Consider the following 19,347-nt stretch of genomic DNA (forward strand, 5'->3'; position numbering starts at 1 on the left):
AAGTCAGGTGTAATCAGCCCAGGAGTTTTTCCAACGACTGATAATTCAATTCTTCCGGGCGATGGTGGTGATAACCCTGCCCCCAACTGACACCCAACTCGCGCAGCTGTTGGGCAACTTCGGCTGTTTCTACAAACTCGGCAATAATTTCTTTATCCAAAGAATTCGCCATTTCCACAATGGATTTCACCATCGCGTAGTGCGCAGGGTCGGTATCCATATCGCGCACAAAAATGCCGTCGATTTTTATTTTGTCGAATGCCAATTGATGCAAATACGCATAAGACGCAAAGCCGCTGCCAAAATCATCCAGCGCAAAATGACAACCCAACTCGCGCAGCTCTTTCATAAATTGGCGCGCCGATTCTACGTTGACAATCGCTTGGGTTTCAGTGATTTCAAAACAAAATTTATGTGGTGGTAAATTGTGGTGATGGAAACTATTGATGATGAATTGCGCCAATTGTGATTCACGGATAGAGATGGCAGATAAGTTAATGGATATAAGCTCTAACAGCTCCAGCAATTGCGGATGCTGTGCAAATAAATTGAAGGTACTGTTAATTACCCATTTATCCAGCTCGGGCACCAAATGCAAACGTTCCGCCGGGCCGATGAATTCACCGGGTGAGACCATGCGCTGATGAGTTGCATCCCACAAACGCAACAATATTTCCAAACGATAACGGGGTTTGGCCAGGCCCGCTGTTGCGGGCAGAAATTCAATCATCTGGAAATAGGCGCGGAACAATTGGCTATGTACTGCATCCACCAAACGCGATGCCCAATTAATATTGTCTTTGTGCAAGTTGCTGCGTTGGGCAGCCTCTTCGTAACTGAAAATACCGCCGCGCGCTTCACGCTTGGCAACAAAAATGACTTCATCGGCGGCGAGCATGACTTGATCGTAACTCACCATGGTGCGGTTAAGTGGAATGGTGGCGATGGAGGCAGCCAATTGGAATTGGCGATCTTCCCATTGGAAATTAAATTGCTGCAAATGCTTGAGAATATTTTTTCCAAGCGCAATTCCTTTGTCGCCTTCTTCACAATGCGTGACGACGGCAAAACGGTCGCCGCCCAAACGCGCAAAAAAATCATTGCGCGTTAACAAGCCGCTGATGCTATCGGCAAATTGGCGCAATAGTTCATCACCGGCGATACAGCCGCAACTTTCGTTAATCAAACGGAAGCGGTCGATATCAATTAACAAGAACGAGGCATTAATGTCTTGTACTTGCACGCGCGCCAGCAATTCGGATACATGAGCTTCAAGGGCATTGCGGTTGTGCAGACGGGTGACAAAATCGTGGGTGGCGAGATAATTGAGGCGGTCTTGCATGTAGCGCCGCTCATTAATTTCCTCGCGCAGCTGGCGGTTGGCGATGGTCAGCTCGGCGGTGCGCTCGCGCACCTTGCCTTCCAGCTCACGGTTAAAGGATTTCAGTTCCGCGAGCATTGTCTGCCGTTCCAGCTGATGGCGCACACGGGAGCGCACCTCATCGGCATTGATCGGCTTGGTAATATAGTCAGCGCCGCCTACACGGAAGCCCTGGCTAATATCATCCGCACGCGCAGTCACAAAGATAATCGGGATTTCAGTGGTGGCCAATTCGGCCTTGAGGCGGGTACAGACTTCAAAGCCGTTCATGTCCGGCATCATTACATCGAGCAAAATCAAATCGGGCAAGCGCCGTGCAGCCAGCTCCAGCGCACGTTCTCCGGACGTTGCCACAATTAATTGGCAATCCAGATCTTCAAGAATTCCGCTGAGGACATCCAGATTTTCGGGGGTATCATCGACCAGCAAAATACGTGTCGCGCTCGACATGACAATAAAATCCTTGACTATTGTTGTCTTCGGATAATAGCAGATGAGAAAAGAATAGCTACGCGCTGTTTATGAAGATTTGTTTAGTGGTCAGGTGTCAAAACCAAAAGCGGGAATATGTAGGGGTTCGATTGACTGAACCCCTTTTGTTACATTCTTATTAATAAGCCGCAAGTGCAGGCACAGCTTCAATTAACGCACGGTATGCATCCGGGTTGAGGGTTTTGAGCTGTTGGATTTTTTCAATATGGCTGCGCTCGATAGAAGCACCAGCATTGATTAACAGGGCAATATCGCGTGGAGTACTGAAGTAAGGCGATCCATCATCCCGTTTCATTTGAGAATTATAACTATCCAATTCAGCCAACCCATAATCCAGTGCATCCAATCCGGGAAAGTCGGGTTTAGTGCTCACACCATTTTCCAGTAGCAATGCAATTGCCTCTGTATTATTGCCAAGACGTATAGCCCAAGATAATGCATTGCCATCGTAATCCTTAGAGTCCAAAGGCACGCCGTAAGGCATTAACTTCTTAATTAGATCAACACGATTTTAGTTGCCAATCCGGTTATCACATAAGGTGATAATTCATCGACATGGGGTAGGATTTTTTCCATAAATTCCCATGTGGCATTCTCGTCACCCGCATAGGAATTGAGGAGTGACGAACAGAGATTAGGACGTAAATCTGTGCGAGGATGCGTGGTACATAAGGTCAATGCTTTGTCCCATTGTTTATCAAAGGTAGCATTGATCATTGCCTTATTAGCTTCTTGCGATTGACGATTTGCTAAAAGGATAGCTTCTGGAACCACTTCTGCCAGTTGGGTAGCCGCCATTCTCTTCCATTCATTTTTAAACAGACTATCTATATGCTCCATCACCAGCTTTTTAGTTGCCAGGGATACTCTGGCAGAGTTGGGATTACCTTTTAACAACTCTTCTAAATATTGTTCAACCGTATATTTATGTTGTTTAACGCAAGCTTGTTCTGTTTTTTTTGTCGAGTCTATTTTTTTACGAAAGCCATCCAGTTCTGCTTTTAATTGTTGTCCTAACTCCAGGTGCTCTACAGGAACATCGATAAGCGGAGTCAATGAAACAGCATAATCGCGCTGTATATTATCGGGCAGCCAACGTTTGAGTCGCTCCAATGACGACACCTGCGTCATCCTTGCTCCATTCTTGAATGCATCCTCAACATAGATAAGTGCCCGCTGCCTCTGATCACCGGTAACAGGCTCGGGCATTACATCAAAAAAGGTTGCCATTGAGTATTCATTAGCAACATAAGGTGGGATGCCTTTGTTGAAAAAATAATAGAATAAATCATCGCGAAATACGGAGGCCGCTACCATGGTGAGATTGCTATCAATGTCATCAATTTGCCAAGTCGAGTTTAAATTACCTTGGTATCTTTCCGCCAAATAAGTAATCACTTCGGCACTAGCCGATCTGGTGGCTTCAACAATCGCCTCTAAATGAATTGCTACGCCCGCATCCAGAAGTGACTGGATCTCATTAATAGTAATTTGCGGATTTTTATTGATTGCCTCTGCAAGCACTGAACTACCTATACGCAAATGTGCAGGGTTAATTTGCTTTCTTTCAAACGCATCTATCAAACCTGCATAATCATTTTTATCCAACAATTTATCAAAAGTGTCACGCTGATCACTAGGCATGTGAACCATGGAGTCATAATTGTCAGGTAGCAACACCTCATGATAAATGTCATTGTGCTCCTGAATATCTCTCCCCATTAGTGCTGCAGAAACAGTATTTTTATTCAGTTCAGCAACATCCCCTATTTGTTCTAACTGATTTCTTTCATAACCTTTTTCTTCCAATTGGCGAAAAAAGGCAATCAAGTGATGGTTTTGCTGTTGGTGCAACAAGTCAGGTGTTTGATTATCACTAAACAGAGCAAAGCAATCCGACTTGGTTACTGTGGGCAATTGACTTTGCTCAGGAGAAATACCTGAACCGGAAAGGGATGCAACCGATTCAATGACTGGGGAGTTTTGGCTGTTTGCCAAATCAGGGGAAGATAAAGCCGGTGACGTTTCCATCCAGAAAAAATAAATACCGGCGGCGATTATTCCTACAATGAGAAAAATGCTAATCGATTTTTTATTGTTCATCATCAATCCTTAATGGGGTGGTAAATCGTTATTTTCTAAACCACAAGGCCAACAAGCCAATGGCACCCAATACAATAGTGGAGGGTGATACATCGGTAATAATCCAATCGCGCAATACCGCTGAACCTTGCATATCTTGATAGAGAAAATATCCGGCTGCACCAAGGGCGACCAGCGCGATTAATTTCCGGCGGCCGCGATGCTGGTGCAGGTTGCGCTTGGCAACATCGTTTTCCAATGCATCCAGCTTTTGCGTAATCAGCGGTAATTGTTGCAAGCTGCTGAAAATCAGATCCGGCACCTGCGGGAATTTTTCCATCCAATCCGGTGCGGTGCGTTTGAGTTCGCGCCAGAGCGATTTGGGATGAAAACGGTTTTTCAACCAGCGCTCCAAAAACGGGTGTGCAGTCGCCCACAAATCCAGATCGGGATATAACTGTCGGCCAAGCCCTTCAATATTCAGCAAGGTTTTTTGTAACAACACCAATTGCGGCTGCACTTCCATATCGAACCGGCGCGCCGTGCGGAACAAGCTCAGCAATACATTCGCAAACGAAATTTCTTTCAGCGGTTTTTCAAAGATCGGCTCGCACACCGTGCGAATTGCCGCTTCCAATTCTTCTACCCGCACATAGGATGGCACCCAACCACTTTGCACGTGCAGCTCGGCAACCTGACGATAATCACGGCGGAACATCGCCAGTAAATTTCTGGCCAAATAATATTGGTCTTCACGCGTGAGTGAGCCGACGATGGCCATATCCACCGCAATATATTGCGGCAGTTGCGGGTTTTTGGTGGAGACAAAAATATTGCCTGGGTGCATATCGGCATGGAAAAAATTGTGCTCGAACACCTGGGTGAAGAATATTTCCACTCCTCGCTCGGCCAATTTTTTCAGATCGGTATTTTGCGCATTGAGCGCGGCCATATCCGTTACGGGAATGCCATAAATGCGCTCCATCACCAATACATTGCTGCGGGTGTAATCCCAATAAATTTCCGGCACATAAAGCAAAGGCGAATTTAAAAAATTGCGCCGCAGTTGCGAGGCGTTGGCCGCTTCGCGCTGCAAATCCAGTTCATCAATAATGGTAACGCGGTAATCTTCTACAATTTCAACCGGATGCAGGCGTTTTCCATCGAGCGTATTGTTTTCTACCCAGCGCGCCACCAACAACAGCAGCTCGATGTCTTGTTCAATAACCGCCTGGATACCCGGACGAATTACTTTAATGACCACCTCGCGGCCATCGTTCAACACCGCCGTGTGCACCTGCGCTACCGATGCCGACGCAAGCGGCGCGTGCTCGTAACTTGCAAAAATATCACTGACTTTCGCACCTAAGGATGCTTCAACAATGCGCTGGAATTCTTCACTGGCAAAAGGCGCGACATTGTCTTGCAGGTGATTTAATTCCTGCACTATGTCATCGGGCACGAGATCGGGGCGGGTTGATAACAACTGGCCAAATTTGACAAAGATAGGGCCTAGGTCTTCGCACGCACGGCGCAAACACTCGCCGCGTGAGAGCCGCGGTGCCGGGAATAATTTGAAAAATAATAATAGAAGTTTCGCAGCAAAAGGCAGATTCGCTGGCAACAATTGATCCAGACGATAGCGTGCAAATACGCGCAGGATTTTTAATAGACGGAAAAAAACAATCACGGATTCAATTTCTCTTTCATGGTTTTTTATTAATGATCGTTTCAACACGCGCAGCTGCGCGATCTACCGCCAGACGCAACTCATCCACATCGCGATAAAAAGTTTCAAGTTCGGGTTTACCGGGCATGGTTTTTAATTCTTCGGTGAGGAATTCTTTGGTGAGCCGCTGCGCACTGTTTGCACGGTCTTTTACCCAACCAAATTTTGTGCGGATCAATTGTGCTGTTTGGTGTCCGATGATATCGCCCGTGAATTGGCTGAGCATATCTTCCCAATCGATGTCGAGGTTTTTGAGCAATCGCTGGTAGTCAGCAAGCAGCGATAAATCACCCATCGCGGTAACGCCACTGTCTTTTAAATTGTGGATTTCGGTTTGTGCCAGTTGCGCAAGCGCAGGCAGGGAACCAGTGATACGCGTATCCACATCGCCGTCCCAATTGCCCATTAGGCGCAGCTCATCATCCATTGGCATGATAAAAAAATTCAGTGCCGGTGCGCTGATTTGCACCGCAAGAATTTTTCCTTCCAAACGAGTAAGACCGGTGCGCGTGGCGGGATCGTAACGCAGAGCTGCGTTGATAATTTTCTCGGCGCTGGCGAGCGCGCCAATCAATAGGGTGTTAGCCATTAGGGTTTAATGCCTTTATGCAGCGCGACTATGCCGCCGGTCATATTGTGGAATTCGGTGCGCACAAATCCGGCGCTATCCATCATGTCTTTCAGTGTTTGCTGATCCGGATGCATACGGATGGATTCGGCAAGGTAGCGATAGCTATCAGCATCGTTAGTCACCAACTTGCCCATAAACGGCAGCACTTTGAATGAATAGGTGTCGTACACCTTGCTGAGGATGTCACTTTGCGGTTTGGAAAATTCCAGCACCAACAATCGCCCGCCCGGTTTCAATACGCGCAGCATGGAGCGCAGGGCGAGGTCTTTGTCGGTGACGTTGCGCAGACCGAAGGCGATGGTGATGCAGTCAAAGGTGTTATCCGGGAAGGGCAGGTACTGTGCATCGCACTGGGCAAAGTTGATATTGCCGGCAATGCCGCGGTCGGTGAGCCGGTCGCGGCCAACGCCGAGCATTGAGGCGTTGATGTCGGCGAGCACCACTTGCCCGTTAGCACCCACTAATTTGGCGAACTGGTAGCTCAAATCGCCGGTGCCGCCCGCGATATCCAATACCTTGTGGCCAGCGCGCACGCCGGATGCCTCAATGGTAAAGCGCTTCCACAAACGATGGATGCCTGCTGACATCAAGTCATTCATCAGATCGTATTTGGCGGCGACGGAATGGAATACTTCAGCAACGCGCCCCGCTTTTTCATCGACAGGCACTTCCTGAAAGCCAAAGTGGGTGGTTTTTTTCTCGTTCATAACGGATTCCAAAGGCAGGGCTAACCGCAAAGGGCAGGATGCCCGCATTGTACTGGCATTAACTGCACTGGGCGAGGCATATAGATACACAGGATGTTGTGGATTCGCGGCGGTTTCATATTTGCGCGGTGAGTGCGTAAAATCGCCCGCGACCAAAACCGGATCTAACGCAATCAACCACACGTAAGGAACCCTGCATGCGCTCCTGTTTTACCGCTATGGCATTGTTGCTGTGTTTGTTTACTGGCTTATCGGTCCACGCCAACCAAGCGACAACCAGCCCGCTCAAGCCCTTCACTACCGATGGCTGTTCGCTGTGGCTGGATGGTACTCCAGAGAACCCGAATCTTTGGCGGCACTGCTGTGTTGCGCATGATCTGGCCTATTGGAAGGGCGGCAGCAAAGCCGAGCGCAAAAAAGCCGATGACGAGATCAAAGCCTGTGTCAAAACTGCACAAGGCCCCGGCATGGCCAAATATATGTACAGCAATGTGCGCTGGGGCGGCAGCCCTTACTGGATGAACCACTATCGCTGGGGCTACGGCTGGCGCTATTGGGATGGGATGACCCCGCGCGGCTACAAAAAACCCAGTGCAGAGGAACAATTACTGATCCAGCAGGCGATGCCAGCGGCACAGCGCGTGATAGAAGAGGATGCACGGAAAAATCCCGCCAAGCCTGTTGAACCCGATCCGGCCCAATAAGCTCCCGTCTCTGTTGCTAACGCCCTTAAATGTCACAAATGGGTGTTTGAATTCGCTCAAGTGAATTACAATCGCCGCCGCGTTGCCGGGAACTTCGCAGTAGAAAATTCGTTCTACACTTAGACCGGTCAATGCGCGGCACTGTAAACCATACCTATGGCTTCCAAACCACCACCGGTTTTTCCTCGGTTCGCTGTTCCAGTGAGCTGGCCGGAAGGTTCGCCAGTAACCAGCGCTGATGTGTAGGGCATCAGTACAAGCACCACCCAGAGGCGTGCTCGCCAGCAAGTGAAATTCCATTCGTTTATTTTTTGTGGGGATCCCATGAAATTTCGCTTTCCTATTGTCATCATCGATGAAGACTTCCGCTCCGAGAACACCTCGGGTTCCGGCATACGCGCGCTAGCCGATGCTATCGAGCAAGAAAACTGGGAGGTACTGGGCGTTACCAGCTACGGTGATTTGTCGCAGTTCGCGCAGCAGCAATCGCGCGCCTCGGCGTTTATTTTGTCGATCGATGACGAAGAATTTGGCACCGGCTCGCAAGAAGAGACCGATCACGCCCTCAAAGCCCTGCGCGCGTTTGTGGAAGAAATCCGCTACAAAAACGCCGACATCCCGATTTACCTATACGGTGAGACGCGCACCTCGCGCCATATTCCCAACGATATTTTGCGCGAGCTGCACGGCTTCATTCATATGTTTGAAGACACGCCTGAATTTGTGGCGCGCCATATCATCCGCGAAGCCAAATCTTATCTCGATGGCCTTGCACCGCCGTTTTTCCGCGCGCTGGTGCATTACGCACAAGACGGCTCCTACTCCTGGCACTGCCCCGGTCACTCGGGCGGCGTAGCCTTTTTGAAATCGCCGATTGGCCAGATGTTCCACCAATTTTTCGGTGAGCGCATGCTGCGCGCCGACGTGTGTAACGCAGTAGAAGAGCTCGGCCAACTGCTCGACCACACTGGCCCTATCGCGGCCTCCGAGCGCAACGCCGCGCGTATTTTCAATGCCGACCATTGTTACTTCGTCACCAACGGAACCTCTACCTCTAACAAGATGGTGTGGCACTCCACCGTGGCACCGGGCGATATCGTGGTAGTTGACCGCAACTGCCATAAATCCATTCTGCACTCAATCATCATGTGCGGCGCGATTCCGGTATTCCTGATGCCGACGCGTAATAACCTCGGCATTATCGGGCCAATTCCGCTGGAAGAATTCACGCCGGAAAGCATCGAGCGCAAAATACAAGCGAACCCGTTTGCGCGTGAAGCCGCGAATAAAAAGCCGCGCATCCTCACCATTACCCAATCGACTTACGATGGTGTGCTCTACAACGTCGAGACGCTGAAAAATATGCTTGATGGGAAAATCGATACGCTCCACTTCGATGAAGCCTGGTTGCCGCACGCGACTTTCCACGAGTTTTACCAAGACATGCACGCGATTGGCAAAGACCGCCCGCGCGCAAAAGAATCGATGATTTTCTCTACCCAATCCACGCACAAACTGCTCGCCGGTTTGTCGCAGGCATCGCAAGTGTTGGTGCGCGAATCGGAAAAAGTAAAACTGGACCAGGACGCGTTCAACGAAGCCTACTTGATGCACACATCAACGTCGCCGCAATACTCGATCATTGCATCTTGCGATATTGCCGCAGCGATGATGGAAGCACCCGGTGGTCACGCGCTGGTAGAAGAATCGATTCTGGAAGCACTGGATTTCCGTCGCGCGATGAAAAAAGTGGACGAGGAATGGGGTCAGGATTGGTGGTTCCAGGTTTGGGGGCCGGATGAATTTGCAGCCGATGGCGTTGGCTCGCGCGAAGACTGGGTATTGCGCAGCGATGACAACTGGCACGGCTTCGGCAAACTCGCGCCGAACTTCAACATGCTCGACCCGATTAAAGCCACCATCGTTAACCCTGGCTTGTCGGTCAATGGCCAATTTGCCGAGACCGGTATTCCCGCGTCGATCGTCACCAAATATTTGGCTGAGAACGGCGTTATTATCGAGAAGTGCGGCCTCTACTCGTTCTTCATCATGTTCACCATCGGCATCACCAAAGGCCGTTGGAATACACTCGTAGCCGCGCTGCAACAGTTCAAAGATGACTACGACAAGAACGCGCCTATGTGGCGCATCATGCCGGAGTTTGCACAAGCCAACCCGCGCTATGAGCGCATGGGCTTGCGCGATCTTTGCCAGCAGATTCACGATTTCTATAAAGCCTACGATGTTGCGCGCTTGACCACGGAAATGTATTTGTCCGACATGCAACCGGCGATGAAACCGTCCGATGCGTTTGCAAAAATGGCGCACCGTGAAATCGAGCGCGTACCCATCGACCAGCTCGAAGGCCGCATCACCTCGATTTTGTTAACGCCTTACCCGCCGGGTATTCCGCTGTTGATTCCGGGCGAGCGCTTTAACAAAACTATCGTGGACTATTTGAAATTCGCACGCGATTTCAACGAAAAATTCCCCGGCTTTGAAACCGACGTACACGGCTTGGTGAAACGCGAAGTGGATGGCAAAAAAGATTATTACGTTGACTGCGTAAAACAATAAAGCTGCCGTTCATGGACAGGATGTTATAAATTAAAAGCCATCTCATGAAAGTGAGGTGGCTTTTTTGTTGGGCAAAAAAATAACGCGCCGAATCATCGGCATTTTTGGAATGTATCCACCAATCACAACCAAACAGGGAAATATTATGCGTGTTCATTGGTTTTCTTATTGTGCGATTGCCGCTTTGGTCTTTTTGCTCAGCGCGTGTGACAAACCCGCGCCAGAACAAAAAACACAATCGGCACCGCTTGATATAAAAACAGCAGAGGCCATAGCGCCGGATTGGGAGGCGCATATCGCTGATTACCCCAAGCGCTGGGTTGCCACTGAATCCCCCCTGTACATCCGCTTCACGCATCCCGTGGTAAGCGAAGCCGAAGTGAACACCGCATTTGACCCCAAGCAGGTGTCGCTGGATATCAAAATTCCCGTCAACCTCACGTTTACCTCCACAACAGACCTGCGCATCCAACCGATTGAACGATTGCCGGGTGATACAAAAATTCGTGTGCGATTAAGCCCCAAAGGGCTGAGTGGAATCGAAAATTCGCTCGATGATTTTGAATTTGAAGTGCATACCATCAAACAGGATTTTGATTTGCGTGTAGACAGCTTGAGCACGCAAGACGATGACGAGAACGTTATGCAGTTGAGCGGTGCAATTACCACCGCCGACACCAGTGAGCTGGATGCAGTGAAAAAAATCCTGCGCATCCAGGTGAATGGCCGGGATAGCAATGCGGTCTGGTCACAGGAATTGGATAAAAAAACACATCGCTTTTTACTGACCGGCATTGAACGCGGTGAGGCCGCTGGCTCCATTCATTTGGAGTGGGATGGTGCTGCTATTGGCTCGGACGACAAAGGCGCGCGCGATATTGAAATCCCTGCACAAAAAGCGTTTCAAATTACTGGCGTGCAAGTCACACACAAACCCAATACCACCATCGACATTCAATTTTCTGAAGAGCTGGACAACACCCAAAACCTCAGCGGTTTGGTAACGCTTGAAGGCAAACCCGTGAATGTGGTTGTAGATGGTAGCGTGTTGCGCTACACGCCCGACAAACTGGACGCAGGCGAACTTAATTTAACCATCAACGGTAGCGTCAACAGTAAAAAGCGCAAAAGTCTGGGCAGTGATTACCAACAAAAAATTGTTTTGGAATTAGTAAAGCCATTAGTTCGCTTTGTAGGTAGCACCTCTATTTTACCGCCAGCAAAACAAATTTCTGTTCCGTTTGAAGCAGCGGGCGTGGATTCAGTACAAGTAATCGCCTTTAAAGTATTTGCCAATAACATCGGCCAGTATTTGCAAGACTATCAATTGACCGCAGCTTACGCCGCTACTGACACTGGCCGCTACTTGTGGCGTAAAACCTACAACCTGCCAGAAATTCCACGCAGTGGTGTGCAACGTTTTAATCTTGACCTGACCGAGTTAATGGCGCAGCACCCGGAAGGATTAATCCGTTTGGAATTGCGTATTGACCGCAGCAATTCTATTTATACCTGCGATCAGGCGCGCCCCACAGAACCTACCAGCAAAATGCCGGAAAATGCTGATGGTGAAAATTATTACGACCGCGAAGAAGAACCGGCTTGGTATCAACAATATTACCAATCGAGCGGTTACTACAATTACAGCGAGCGCAATAATCCCTGTGACGATACTTACTATTACTACGGCGACAATATTGCATCGGCGCGCAATTTTATTGTCTCTGACATCGGTTTGATGGCAAAGCGCGGCAGCGACAACCAACTGCATATTATCAGCACTGAATTAACCACCGCCAAACCATTGGGCGGTACCGAGGTGACTGCATTTAATTATCAGCGCCAGCCCATCGGCAGCGGAAAAACTGACAGTTACGGTATGTTGCAATTGAATACCGATGGCGTGGCATTTTATTTGGAAGCCAAAAACGATAAGCAGGTCGGCTACTTGCGTGTGCGCAACAGTGAAGCGCTACCCACCAATCAATTTGATGTGAGCGGTGAACACATTAAAGGTGGACTGAAAGGATTTTTATACGGCGAACGCGATGTATGGCGGCCGGGTGATGATATTTTCCTGACCTTTATTTTGGAAGATAAAACCCAGCAGTTACCGGCGAACCACCCGGTTACGTTGGATTTGTTTGATCCCAGTGGTAAAAAAGTGCTGAGCCGAACTAACGTACAGCCGGTTAATGATTTCTATACATTTAATCTGCGCACCGATGAAAACGCGCCCACCGGAAATTATCGCGCTGTAGTGCATGTGGGCAACCGCTATTTTGATCAAATGTTAAAAATCGAAATGGTTGTTCCCAATCGCATTAAAGTCGATTTAACGCCAGCAGAAATACCCTTGCGCATTGGTAACATGCCAACCCAAGTCAGTTTATTTGCGCAATGGTTGCAAGGTGCAACCGCGAAAAATTTAAAATCCGATTCTGAATTAAAACTCTTTCCGAAAGCCTCTGTGTTTGCAGGCTTCGAACAATTTGTGTTTGATGACCCTGTGCGCAGTTTTTCCAGCAGCACCCAAAAAGTGTTTGATGGGCAATTGGATGAAAAAGGCTATGCCAGTTTTCCGGTGAATGTGAGTTTGTCATCGCCACCACCGGGGAAATTAACAGCCTCTTTTACTACTCGCGTATTTGAAGAGAGCGGTAACTTCAGCACCATTTTACGGCCCTATGAATTATTGCCGTTTGATCACTGGGTGGGTTTAAACATCCCCAAAGGCAGCGGCTATATGGATGCCATCAGCCGCGATGAAGATCATCCTATTTTAATCCAAACCTTAAATGCACAGGGCAAAGCCGATGCAAACCGCACAGTGGAAGTCAACGTATATGAGATCGGCTGGCGCTGGTGGTGGGATGAAGAAAATGAAAATCTCGCCGAATATTTTAATAATTCCACGCATCGCTCAGTGGCAACCGAAACCTTGGTGAGCGATAGCAACGGACGCATCAATTGGAAATTGGAAAAAAATAAATACGATTGGGGCCGTCATATTATCCGTGTGTGCGACATTGAAACGGACGATGCGGGTCACTGCTCTGGTGAAGTGGTTTATTTGGGCTGGAGTTATGGCTCATCAACCGCCAGCGATTCAGCCACGCAATTAATGCTGTCTACGGATAAAGAAAAATATCAGGTGGGCGATATTGCCAAAGTGCGCTTACCTAAAGCGCGCGAGGGGCGCGCATTAATCAGTATTGAAAATGGCAGCAAAGTATTGGAATCGCGCTGGTTGGATTTACAACAAGGCCAAACCGAAATTGATATTCCCATCACCCAGGCGATGGCACCTAATGTATACGCAAACATTGCGCTTTTGTTGCCGCATCAGGAGCGCGTTGCCGAAGCACCTATGCGTTTATACGGCATAGTGCCGCTGTTGGTGGAAGACCCAGCAACACGTTTGTTACCCGCATTAGAAGTGGCTGAAAAAGTCCGGCCAGAAACAGAATTCACGATTAAAGTGAGCGAGCAAAACCAACGCGCAATGACCTACACATTAGCAATGGTAGATGAAGGTTTGCTTGGCCTTACCAATTTCCATGCGCCCGACGCACACAACTATTTTTACAAACGCGAAGCACTGGGTGTACGCACCTGGGATTTATTCGACATGGTAGTCGGTGGTTATGGCGCATCGCTTGAACGCGTTTTAGCAATTGGTGGTTCCGATGCAGCACTGGAAGCCGAACGCAAACGTCGTGAACGCCGCTTTCCACCCGTCGTAAAATTTCTCGGCGCATTTGAATTAAAAGCAGGTGAAACACGTGAGCATAAAATTCAATTGCCGCCTTATATGGGCTCAGTGCGCGTTATGTTAGTAGCGGGCGATACCGCTAACAATGCAAAAGCCGATAAAGCGGTGAGCGCGTATGGCAGTGTTGAAAAAACCGTTACTGTTACGCAACCCGTCACGTTATTTGCAACACTACCGCGCGTACTTGGGCCAGGTGAATCCGTTAATTTACCGGTGAACGTATTTGTCAGCGAAGCGAATATCCAGAGCGTGGATATTTCTGTGGAAGCGAATGAAATATTCACTATTGAGAAAGGCAGTGCAACGCTCAGCTTTAATGAGCCGGGCGATGCAATTGCCAACTTGCAACTCAAAGTCAATGACCGCATCGGCAAAGGCCATGTGAAAATTACTGCGCGCTCGGGCAATGAAATCGCTACGCAAGAAATTTATATCGATTCGCGCGCGGCAAATCCGCCCACTACCGTTTGGGAAAATAAATTGCTACAACCGGGCGAGACCTGGACATCGCCGCTGCAACAAAATGGCATGATCGGCACCAATAACGCGAGCCTTGAAGTGAGCACACTGCCGCCATTGAATTTGGAACAGCGACTGGATTATTTAATTGGTTATCCGCACGGGTGTATTGAACAAACCACCTCAGCGGTATTTCCACAGTTGCGTTTGGAAAAATTGGTTAACTTAACCGACGCACAAAAAGCCGATATTGAACACAACATCAATGCAGGCATTAAACGCCTTGCGAGTTTTCAACATGCGAGTGGTGGATTCTCTTATTGGCCGGGCGATGGTTATGTGAATGAATGGGCATCCAGTTATGCAGGGCACTTTTTGTTGGAAGCAAAACGGGCAGGCTATTCAGTTCCAAAAAATTTGCTGGATAATTGGATTCGCTACCAGACCAATGCTGCACGCAATCCACAAATTGAAGGCAATTATTACGATGAAGTTGTGCTGGCCTATCGCCTCTACACACTGGCATTAGCCGACAAAGCCGAATTACCGGCCATGAACCGTTTGCGCGAAACGTTTAAATCATCAACGCAAAATAGCCAGCAAGATTATCGCCTGCCTGCACGCTGGTTACTGGCAATGGCGTATCAGCATGTTGGTGTAAAAGATGCTGCGCAAGATGTAATGGGCGCAGTATCGAATAACGTTCCTGTTTATAAAGATGCCGGATATACCTACGGCTCTGATATGCGTGACCGCGGCTTACTGCTCGCAACACTGGTAAGTTTGGATGCAAACAAAGACCTTACCTGGCAAGTGGCTGAACAAGTAGCAACTGATTTATCCAGCGATAGCTGGTACTCCACACAAAGTATCGCGTGGGGCTTATTGGCCATGAGCGAATTTTCTGCCGCCAATGTGAGCAGTAACGGTGTGAAATTCGCGTACCAGCAACATGGCGAAAATAATTGGATCACGCAAGCCAGCAACAATGCCTTGTTCCGCACCGCGATCAATAATCCGCAAGTGACTGTGCGCAATGATCACGACAAACCCATTCGCGTGCTGGTGAGCAACCGCGGTATTCCTGCTAATTTGCATGAAGAACCCAGTAATGATGGCCTTGCGATGAAGGTGGATTTTTTAACGCTGGACAATAAACCGCTTAGCGTTGAGCAATTGCCACAAGGGCAGGATTTTGTTGCGGAGGTCACCATCACTGGTGAGTTCGATAAATTGCTCACCAGCAATATCGAAAATATTGCACTCACCGCCGTCGTACCCAGCGGTTGGCAAATTCGCAACGAACGTCTTGAAGGTGCGCAAATGCCCAAAGGCATCGACTACATGGATATCCGCGATGACCGCGTACTCGCTTACTTTAGTTTGTGGCGCAATTACTACTGGAACTATCGCTACCAGGACCGCAACCAAACCAGCGTTACATTGCGCATTATTTTAAACGCGAGTTACGCCGGTAAATTCTATCTACCCGGTTGGCACACCAGCGCTATGTACAATGAAAAAATACATGCAAAGAGCAAAGGGTATTGGGTGGAAGTGATAGATAAATAAATGTAGATAGATTGATAATCAATTTATGACATGAAAGATTGTTATCAAAAGGCGCGGCATATGAATAACCCCGTTGTGTTAATTACCGGCGCAAGCAGCGGCATAGGTGCGACAACTGCACTGTTTGCCGCCGAGCGCGGTTACGATGTTGCGATTACGTATTTACATAACCGTTCCCAGGCAGAGGTGATCGCTGGAAAAATTATTGCGCTCGGCCGAAAGGCTCTGTGCATTCAGGCAGATGTCAGTATCGAACAAGATGTGTTGCGTGTGTTTGATCAAGTGGATGCGCATTTTGGACGTTTGGATGCCTTGATAAATAACGCGGCGATTTTGCGCCAAAAATTATTCCGCGACATGCAAGTGGCCGAATTGGAAAAAACCTTTTCGGTGAATGTGATTGGTAGTTTTATCTGTGCACGCGAAGCCGTTAAACGTATGAGCACACATAACGGTGGCAATGGTGGTGCAATTGTGAATATTTCATCAGTGGCATCACGCTTTGGTGCACCCTTTGAATATATTGATTATGCGGCTAGCAAAGGGGCGATTGATACTTTCACACTCGGACTTGCCAAAGAAGTTGTGAGTGAAGGGATTCGTGTTAATTGCGTCCGCCCGGGCATTATCAACACCGAGCTGCATGCAAAAGGGGGGGAACCAGAGCGGATTAAACGTATCGCGCCCTCAATACCCATGCAACGCGCAGGTGAGCCAGAGGAAGTTGCTAAAACTATCTTATGGTTATTATCCGATGATGCTTCATACATAACCGGCAGTTTGGTAGATGTCAGTGGAGGGCGTTAAGATCAAAAACATTCTCCAATAAAAAACGGCAGAAAAATATCTGCCGTTTTTTGTTTGCATCCTTTAAAAAATTACTGCCGCTGGATATCAACAAACGGACTGTAAACGCCATTTTTATCAAAGGCAGCAATCTGGAAAATATATTCTCCTTCTAACCAAGGGAAGTTATAGGTTGTTGTCCATGCATCATTAATACTGATGTAGGTAAATTTTGCGTCGGTGGTTTTTTTGTAGCGGATTTCATAGCCACCCACTTCGGTAATATCCAGATAATTACCATTTTCACGTTTATTCGGCGCGGTCCAACTTATCCCCACTGGCCCTGCAACATGTTGGCCACTTGCTGCCGATGATGATGACCAACTTGAAGAACTCACCGCCGGTTTTGATGAACTTGATGAACTGATCGCTGCTTTTGAAGAGCTGGACGAACTGACCGCAGGAGCGGATGAACTTGATGAACTGCTTACCGTCGGTGGGCTGACCGGATTTGTAGCGATAGGTTCGATTTTAAACCAATTCACATTAAACCCACCCAATAATGCTTTAATACCGAAGGAATGTTTTCCTGCAGGTAAGGTTACCGTGCGTTCAACACTGACCCATTTTTGCCAACCGCCTGTTACTGGTACAGACACCGTATCAAAAATGGTAGAAGTCCCCGCTTTATGAAATGTAAATTGCCCTCCTGCACTCAGGCTGGCAACACGATAAGTCACTTTGTAGTTGGCGGTTTTGGGAATAAACACTTCAACATTTTTGTAATCCATCCAATCACCAGTATTGATGTTGCCGGTGTTTTGACCACCGCCAACATCAGCAGTATTTTCATTCCAAACACCGCTCATTGCAGAATAATTTTCTGCTTGAATAGTCAATGGCATAGGCGTGCCTATAGGCTCGATCTTAAACCAGTTCACATTGAACCCGCCTACTTTTGCAAAAATCGCAAACTGGTGATCACCTTCTGTCAAATCGACTTCCGTTTCCACATCGACCCAGGTTTGCCATGCGCCTGTTTTTGGAATACTCACCTCTTGATAAGGTGTATTCGTGCTGGCCTCCTTCAATTGAAGAACACCACCACCATTCAGACTGGCCACACGATAGGTAATTTTGTATTTACCAGTGATGGGTAATTTCACATTGGTGCCGGAATAATTCATCCAGTCGCCAGTATTGATGTTGCCCGTATTTTGCCCGCCACCGACATCTTTTGTGGGTTCATTCCAAACACCAAACATGGTCGTATAATTTTCAGCCTGGATAACCACTGAATAATCTGTCGGTGTTATTGCGGGCGTACTGGATGCAGCTGAACTGCTTGCAACACTCGCAACAGATGAACTGCTTGAAGCAGCCAAGGGCGCAGTTACATTTTCAATCTTAAACCAATTGATATTGAATCCACCCAGGGTTGCGATCAGGGTCAGGTTGTGTGTTCCCGCGGTGAGCATAACGGTGCTCTCAACATCAACCCATTTTTGCCACCCACCAGTTACTGGCACAGTCACTGTATCCAAAACGGCAGACCCTGATTTCAATTGAAAACTTCCACCTGCGCTCAAGCTCGCCACACGGTAAATGATTTTGTAAGTACCATCGGCAGGAATATTGATGTTGTTGTACGTCATCCAATCACCGGTGCCGATATTGCCGGTATTCATCCCACCACCAACATCCTGAGTGTTTTCATTCCACACACCGCTCATGGTTGAATAATTTTCCGCCTCAACAGTGATGGGAGCCGCGCGGGCAATACTGGGAGCAAACATCATGAATGGTGCGCACAAAGCCATTGCGATAGAGGCATGACGCAAACGCAATTGCCAATTCAGGCCTCGCTTGAGTTGTAACCGGTCAATAAAACCCAGCTCAATTAAAATTTCACCAATAGGTGCGACAGTTGCCGTGCTGTCCGAAGGATCCAGTAAGCGTTTCCGACGGGATTGCTCCGCAATAGCAAGATCGAGCTGTGCGGGCGTTATCAATCCCTTACTGACAAGTATGTCACCTAAGCGTGTGAGCTCTTTTTTCTTGAACATGGTTCCTCCAAAACTACAACCGCATACGTTTTGCGAGCCGAGTGATATGAATCTAAATATGGTCAGATGGTATTTATCCTTTTTCAGTGTAGAAGAGCTTGTCGATTTTGGGATGCGGAACACATGTGCTCTGTTGCAATCTTTTCGCATATGAGCATCGGCGGATATGCTTTTAAAAGAGACAGGATGTTTTATGGATAAAAACCTGTTTTTTATATACCCAATATTTCTTGCAAATCACTGCCTCTGGAGAATTTTTCGATCATAAAAGGTAAAGTTTATTCGCAGGATTGCCATCAACTGCTACCTTTTATAAGCGAATATTTATGCTGCAGCTATTTTGGCTGTTGCATATAACCAATATTGATTATTATCGCGCCCTTTTT

12 protein-coding genes are annotated in these 19,347 nt (G+C 48.0%); 4 read left to right on the top strand and 8 right to left on the bottom strand.

The window, feature by feature from the left end:
* Nucleotides 1-13: 13 nt before the first annotated feature.
* The 6 genes from VC28_RS14225 to ubiE all read right to left on the bottom strand — a co-directional run bounded on the left by VC28_RS14225 (nt 14) and on the right by ubiE (nt 7,022).
* Nucleotides 14-1,831, bottom strand: coding sequence for a putative bifunctional diguanylate cyclase/phosphodiesterase (locus VC28_RS14225; protein WP_049631215.1), 1,818 nt, complete (start codon nt 1,829-1,831; stop codon nt 14-16).
* 160 nt (nt 1,832-1,991) lie between these two features.
* Nucleotides 1,992-2,339 carry a hypothetical protein gene (locus tag VC28_RS14230; RefSeq protein WP_156184336.1) on the bottom strand — a complete coding sequence of 116 codons (348 nt, stop codon included), beginning with the start codon at nt 2,337-2,339 and terminating at the stop codon, nt 1,992-1,994.
* A 29-nt stretch (nt 2,340-2,368) separates the two neighbouring features.
* Nucleotides 2,369-3,976: a hypothetical protein gene (locus tag VC28_RS14235; RefSeq protein WP_049631217.1), complete on the bottom strand. Its 1,608-nt coding sequence runs from the start codon at nt 3,974-3,976 to the stop codon at nt 2,369-2,371.
* 28 nt (nt 3,977-4,004) lie between these two features.
* Nucleotides 4,005-5,645, bottom strand: a complete 1,641-nt coding sequence (gene ubiB, locus VC28_RS14240) for a ubiquinone biosynthesis regulatory protein kinase UbiB (RefSeq protein WP_049631218.1) — start codon at nt 5,643-5,645, stop codon at nt 4,005-4,007.
* 16 nt (nt 5,646-5,661) lie between these two features.
* The gene (locus tag VC28_RS14245; RefSeq protein WP_049631219.1) at nt 5,662-6,273 is read right to left on the bottom strand and encodes a ubiquinone biosynthesis accessory factor UbiJ; all 612 of its coding nucleotides are present in this window, start codon (nt 6,271-6,273) and stop codon (nt 5,662-5,664) included.
* Nucleotides 6,273-7,022, bottom strand: a complete 750-nt coding sequence (gene ubiE, locus VC28_RS14250) for a bifunctional demethylmenaquinone methyltransferase/2-methoxy-6-polyprenyl-1,4-benzoquinol methylase UbiE (protein ID WP_049632424.1) — start codon at nt 7,020-7,022, stop codon at nt 6,273-6,275. Before ubiE ends, VC28_RS14245 begins: the two co-directional genes overlap by 1 nt.
* A gap of 197 nt (nt 7,023-7,219) precedes the next feature.
* Between ubiE and VC28_RS14255 the strand changes: the two genes are divergently transcribed.
* Nucleotides 7,220-7,726, top strand: coding sequence for a hypothetical protein (locus VC28_RS14255; RefSeq protein ID WP_049631220.1), 507 nt, complete (start codon nt 7,220-7,222; stop codon nt 7,724-7,726).
* Between the two features lie 128 nt (nt 7,727-7,854).
* Here VC28_RS14255 and VC28_RS14260 read toward each other — a convergent pair whose 3' ends face one another.
* Entirely contained in the window at nt 7,855-8,052 is a 198-nt protein-coding gene (locus VC28_RS14260) for a hypothetical protein (protein WP_049631221.1), read from the bottom strand.
* Between VC28_RS14260 and VC28_RS14265 the strand changes: the two genes are divergently transcribed.
* The 3 genes from VC28_RS14265 to VC28_RS14275 all read left to right on the top strand — a co-directional run bounded on the left by VC28_RS14265 (nt 8,051) and on the right by VC28_RS14275 (nt 16,916).
* On the top strand, nt 8,051-10,303 hold the full coding sequence (locus VC28_RS14265; RefSeq protein WP_049631222.1) for an arginine/lysine/ornithine decarboxylase: 2,253 nt from the start codon (nt 8,051-8,053) through the stop codon (nt 10,301-10,303). The two genes, VC28_RS14260 and VC28_RS14265, sit on opposite strands and share 2 nt — an antisense overlap.
* 145 nt (nt 10,304-10,448) lie before the next feature.
* The gene (locus VC28_RS14270; RefSeq protein WP_197085535.1) at nt 10,449-16,109 is read left to right on the top strand and encodes an alpha-2-macroglobulin family protein; all 5,661 of its coding nucleotides are present in this window, start codon (nt 10,449-10,451) and stop codon (nt 16,107-16,109) included.
* Nucleotides 16,110-16,169: 60 nt separating this feature from the next.
* On the top strand, nt 16,170-16,916 hold the full coding sequence (locus VC28_RS14275) for an SDR family oxidoreductase (protein WP_049631224.1): 747 nt from the start codon (nt 16,170-16,172) through the stop codon (nt 16,914-16,916).
* 71 nt (nt 16,917-16,987) lie between these two features.
* Here the strand turns inward: VC28_RS14275 and VC28_RS14280 are convergent, their stop codons facing one another.
* Nucleotides 16,988-18,961 (bottom strand): carbohydrate-binding protein, encoded by a 1,974-nt coding sequence (locus VC28_RS14280; RefSeq protein ID WP_049631225.1) that lies wholly within the window; start codon nt 18,959-18,961, stop codon nt 16,988-16,990.
* Between the last annotated feature and the right edge of the window lie 386 nt (nt 18,962-19,347).

Source organism: Cellvibrio sp. pealriver (assembly GCF_001183545.1).
GTDB lineage: Bacteria > Pseudomonadota > Gammaproteobacteria > Pseudomonadales > Cellvibrionaceae > Cellvibrio.

Coding starts and splice junctions, on each gene's coding strand:
- VC28_RS14235 (WP_049631217.1), bottom strand. CDS start 3,976: ATGAACAATAAAAAATCGATTAGCATTTTTCTCATTGTAGGAATAATC.
- VC28_RS14245 (WP_049631219.1), bottom strand. CDS start 6,273: ATGGCTAACACCCTATTGATTGGCGCGCTCGCCAGCGCCGAGAAAATT.
- VC28_RS14255 (WP_049631220.1), top strand. CDS start 7,220: ATGCGCTCCTGTTTTACCGCTATGGCATTGTTGCTGTGTTTGTTTACT.
- VC28_RS14225 (WP_049631215.1), bottom strand. CDS start 1,831: ATGTCGAGCGCGACACGTATTTTGCTGGTCGATGATACCCCCGAAAAT.
- VC28_RS14275 (WP_049631224.1), top strand. CDS start 16,170: ATGAATAACCCCGTTGTGTTAATTACCGGCGCAAGCAGCGGCATAGGT.
- VC28_RS14280 (WP_049631225.1), bottom strand. CDS start 18,961: ATGTTCAAGAAAAAAGAGCTCACACGCTTAGGTGACATACTTGTCAGT.
- VC28_RS14265 (WP_049631222.1), top strand. CDS start 8,051: ATGAAATTTCGCTTTCCTATTGTCATCATCGATGAAGACTTCCGCTCC.
- ubiE (WP_049632424.1), bottom strand. CDS start 7,022: ATGAACGAGAAAAAAACCACCCACTTTGGCTTTCAGGAAGTGCCTGTC.
- VC28_RS14260 (WP_049631221.1), bottom strand. CDS start 8,052: ATGGGATCCCCACAAAAAATAAACGAATGGAATTTCACTTGCTGGCGA.
- VC28_RS14270 (WP_197085535.1), top strand. CDS start 10,449: ATGCGTGTTCATTGGTTTTCTTATTGTGCGATTGCCGCTTTGGTCTTT.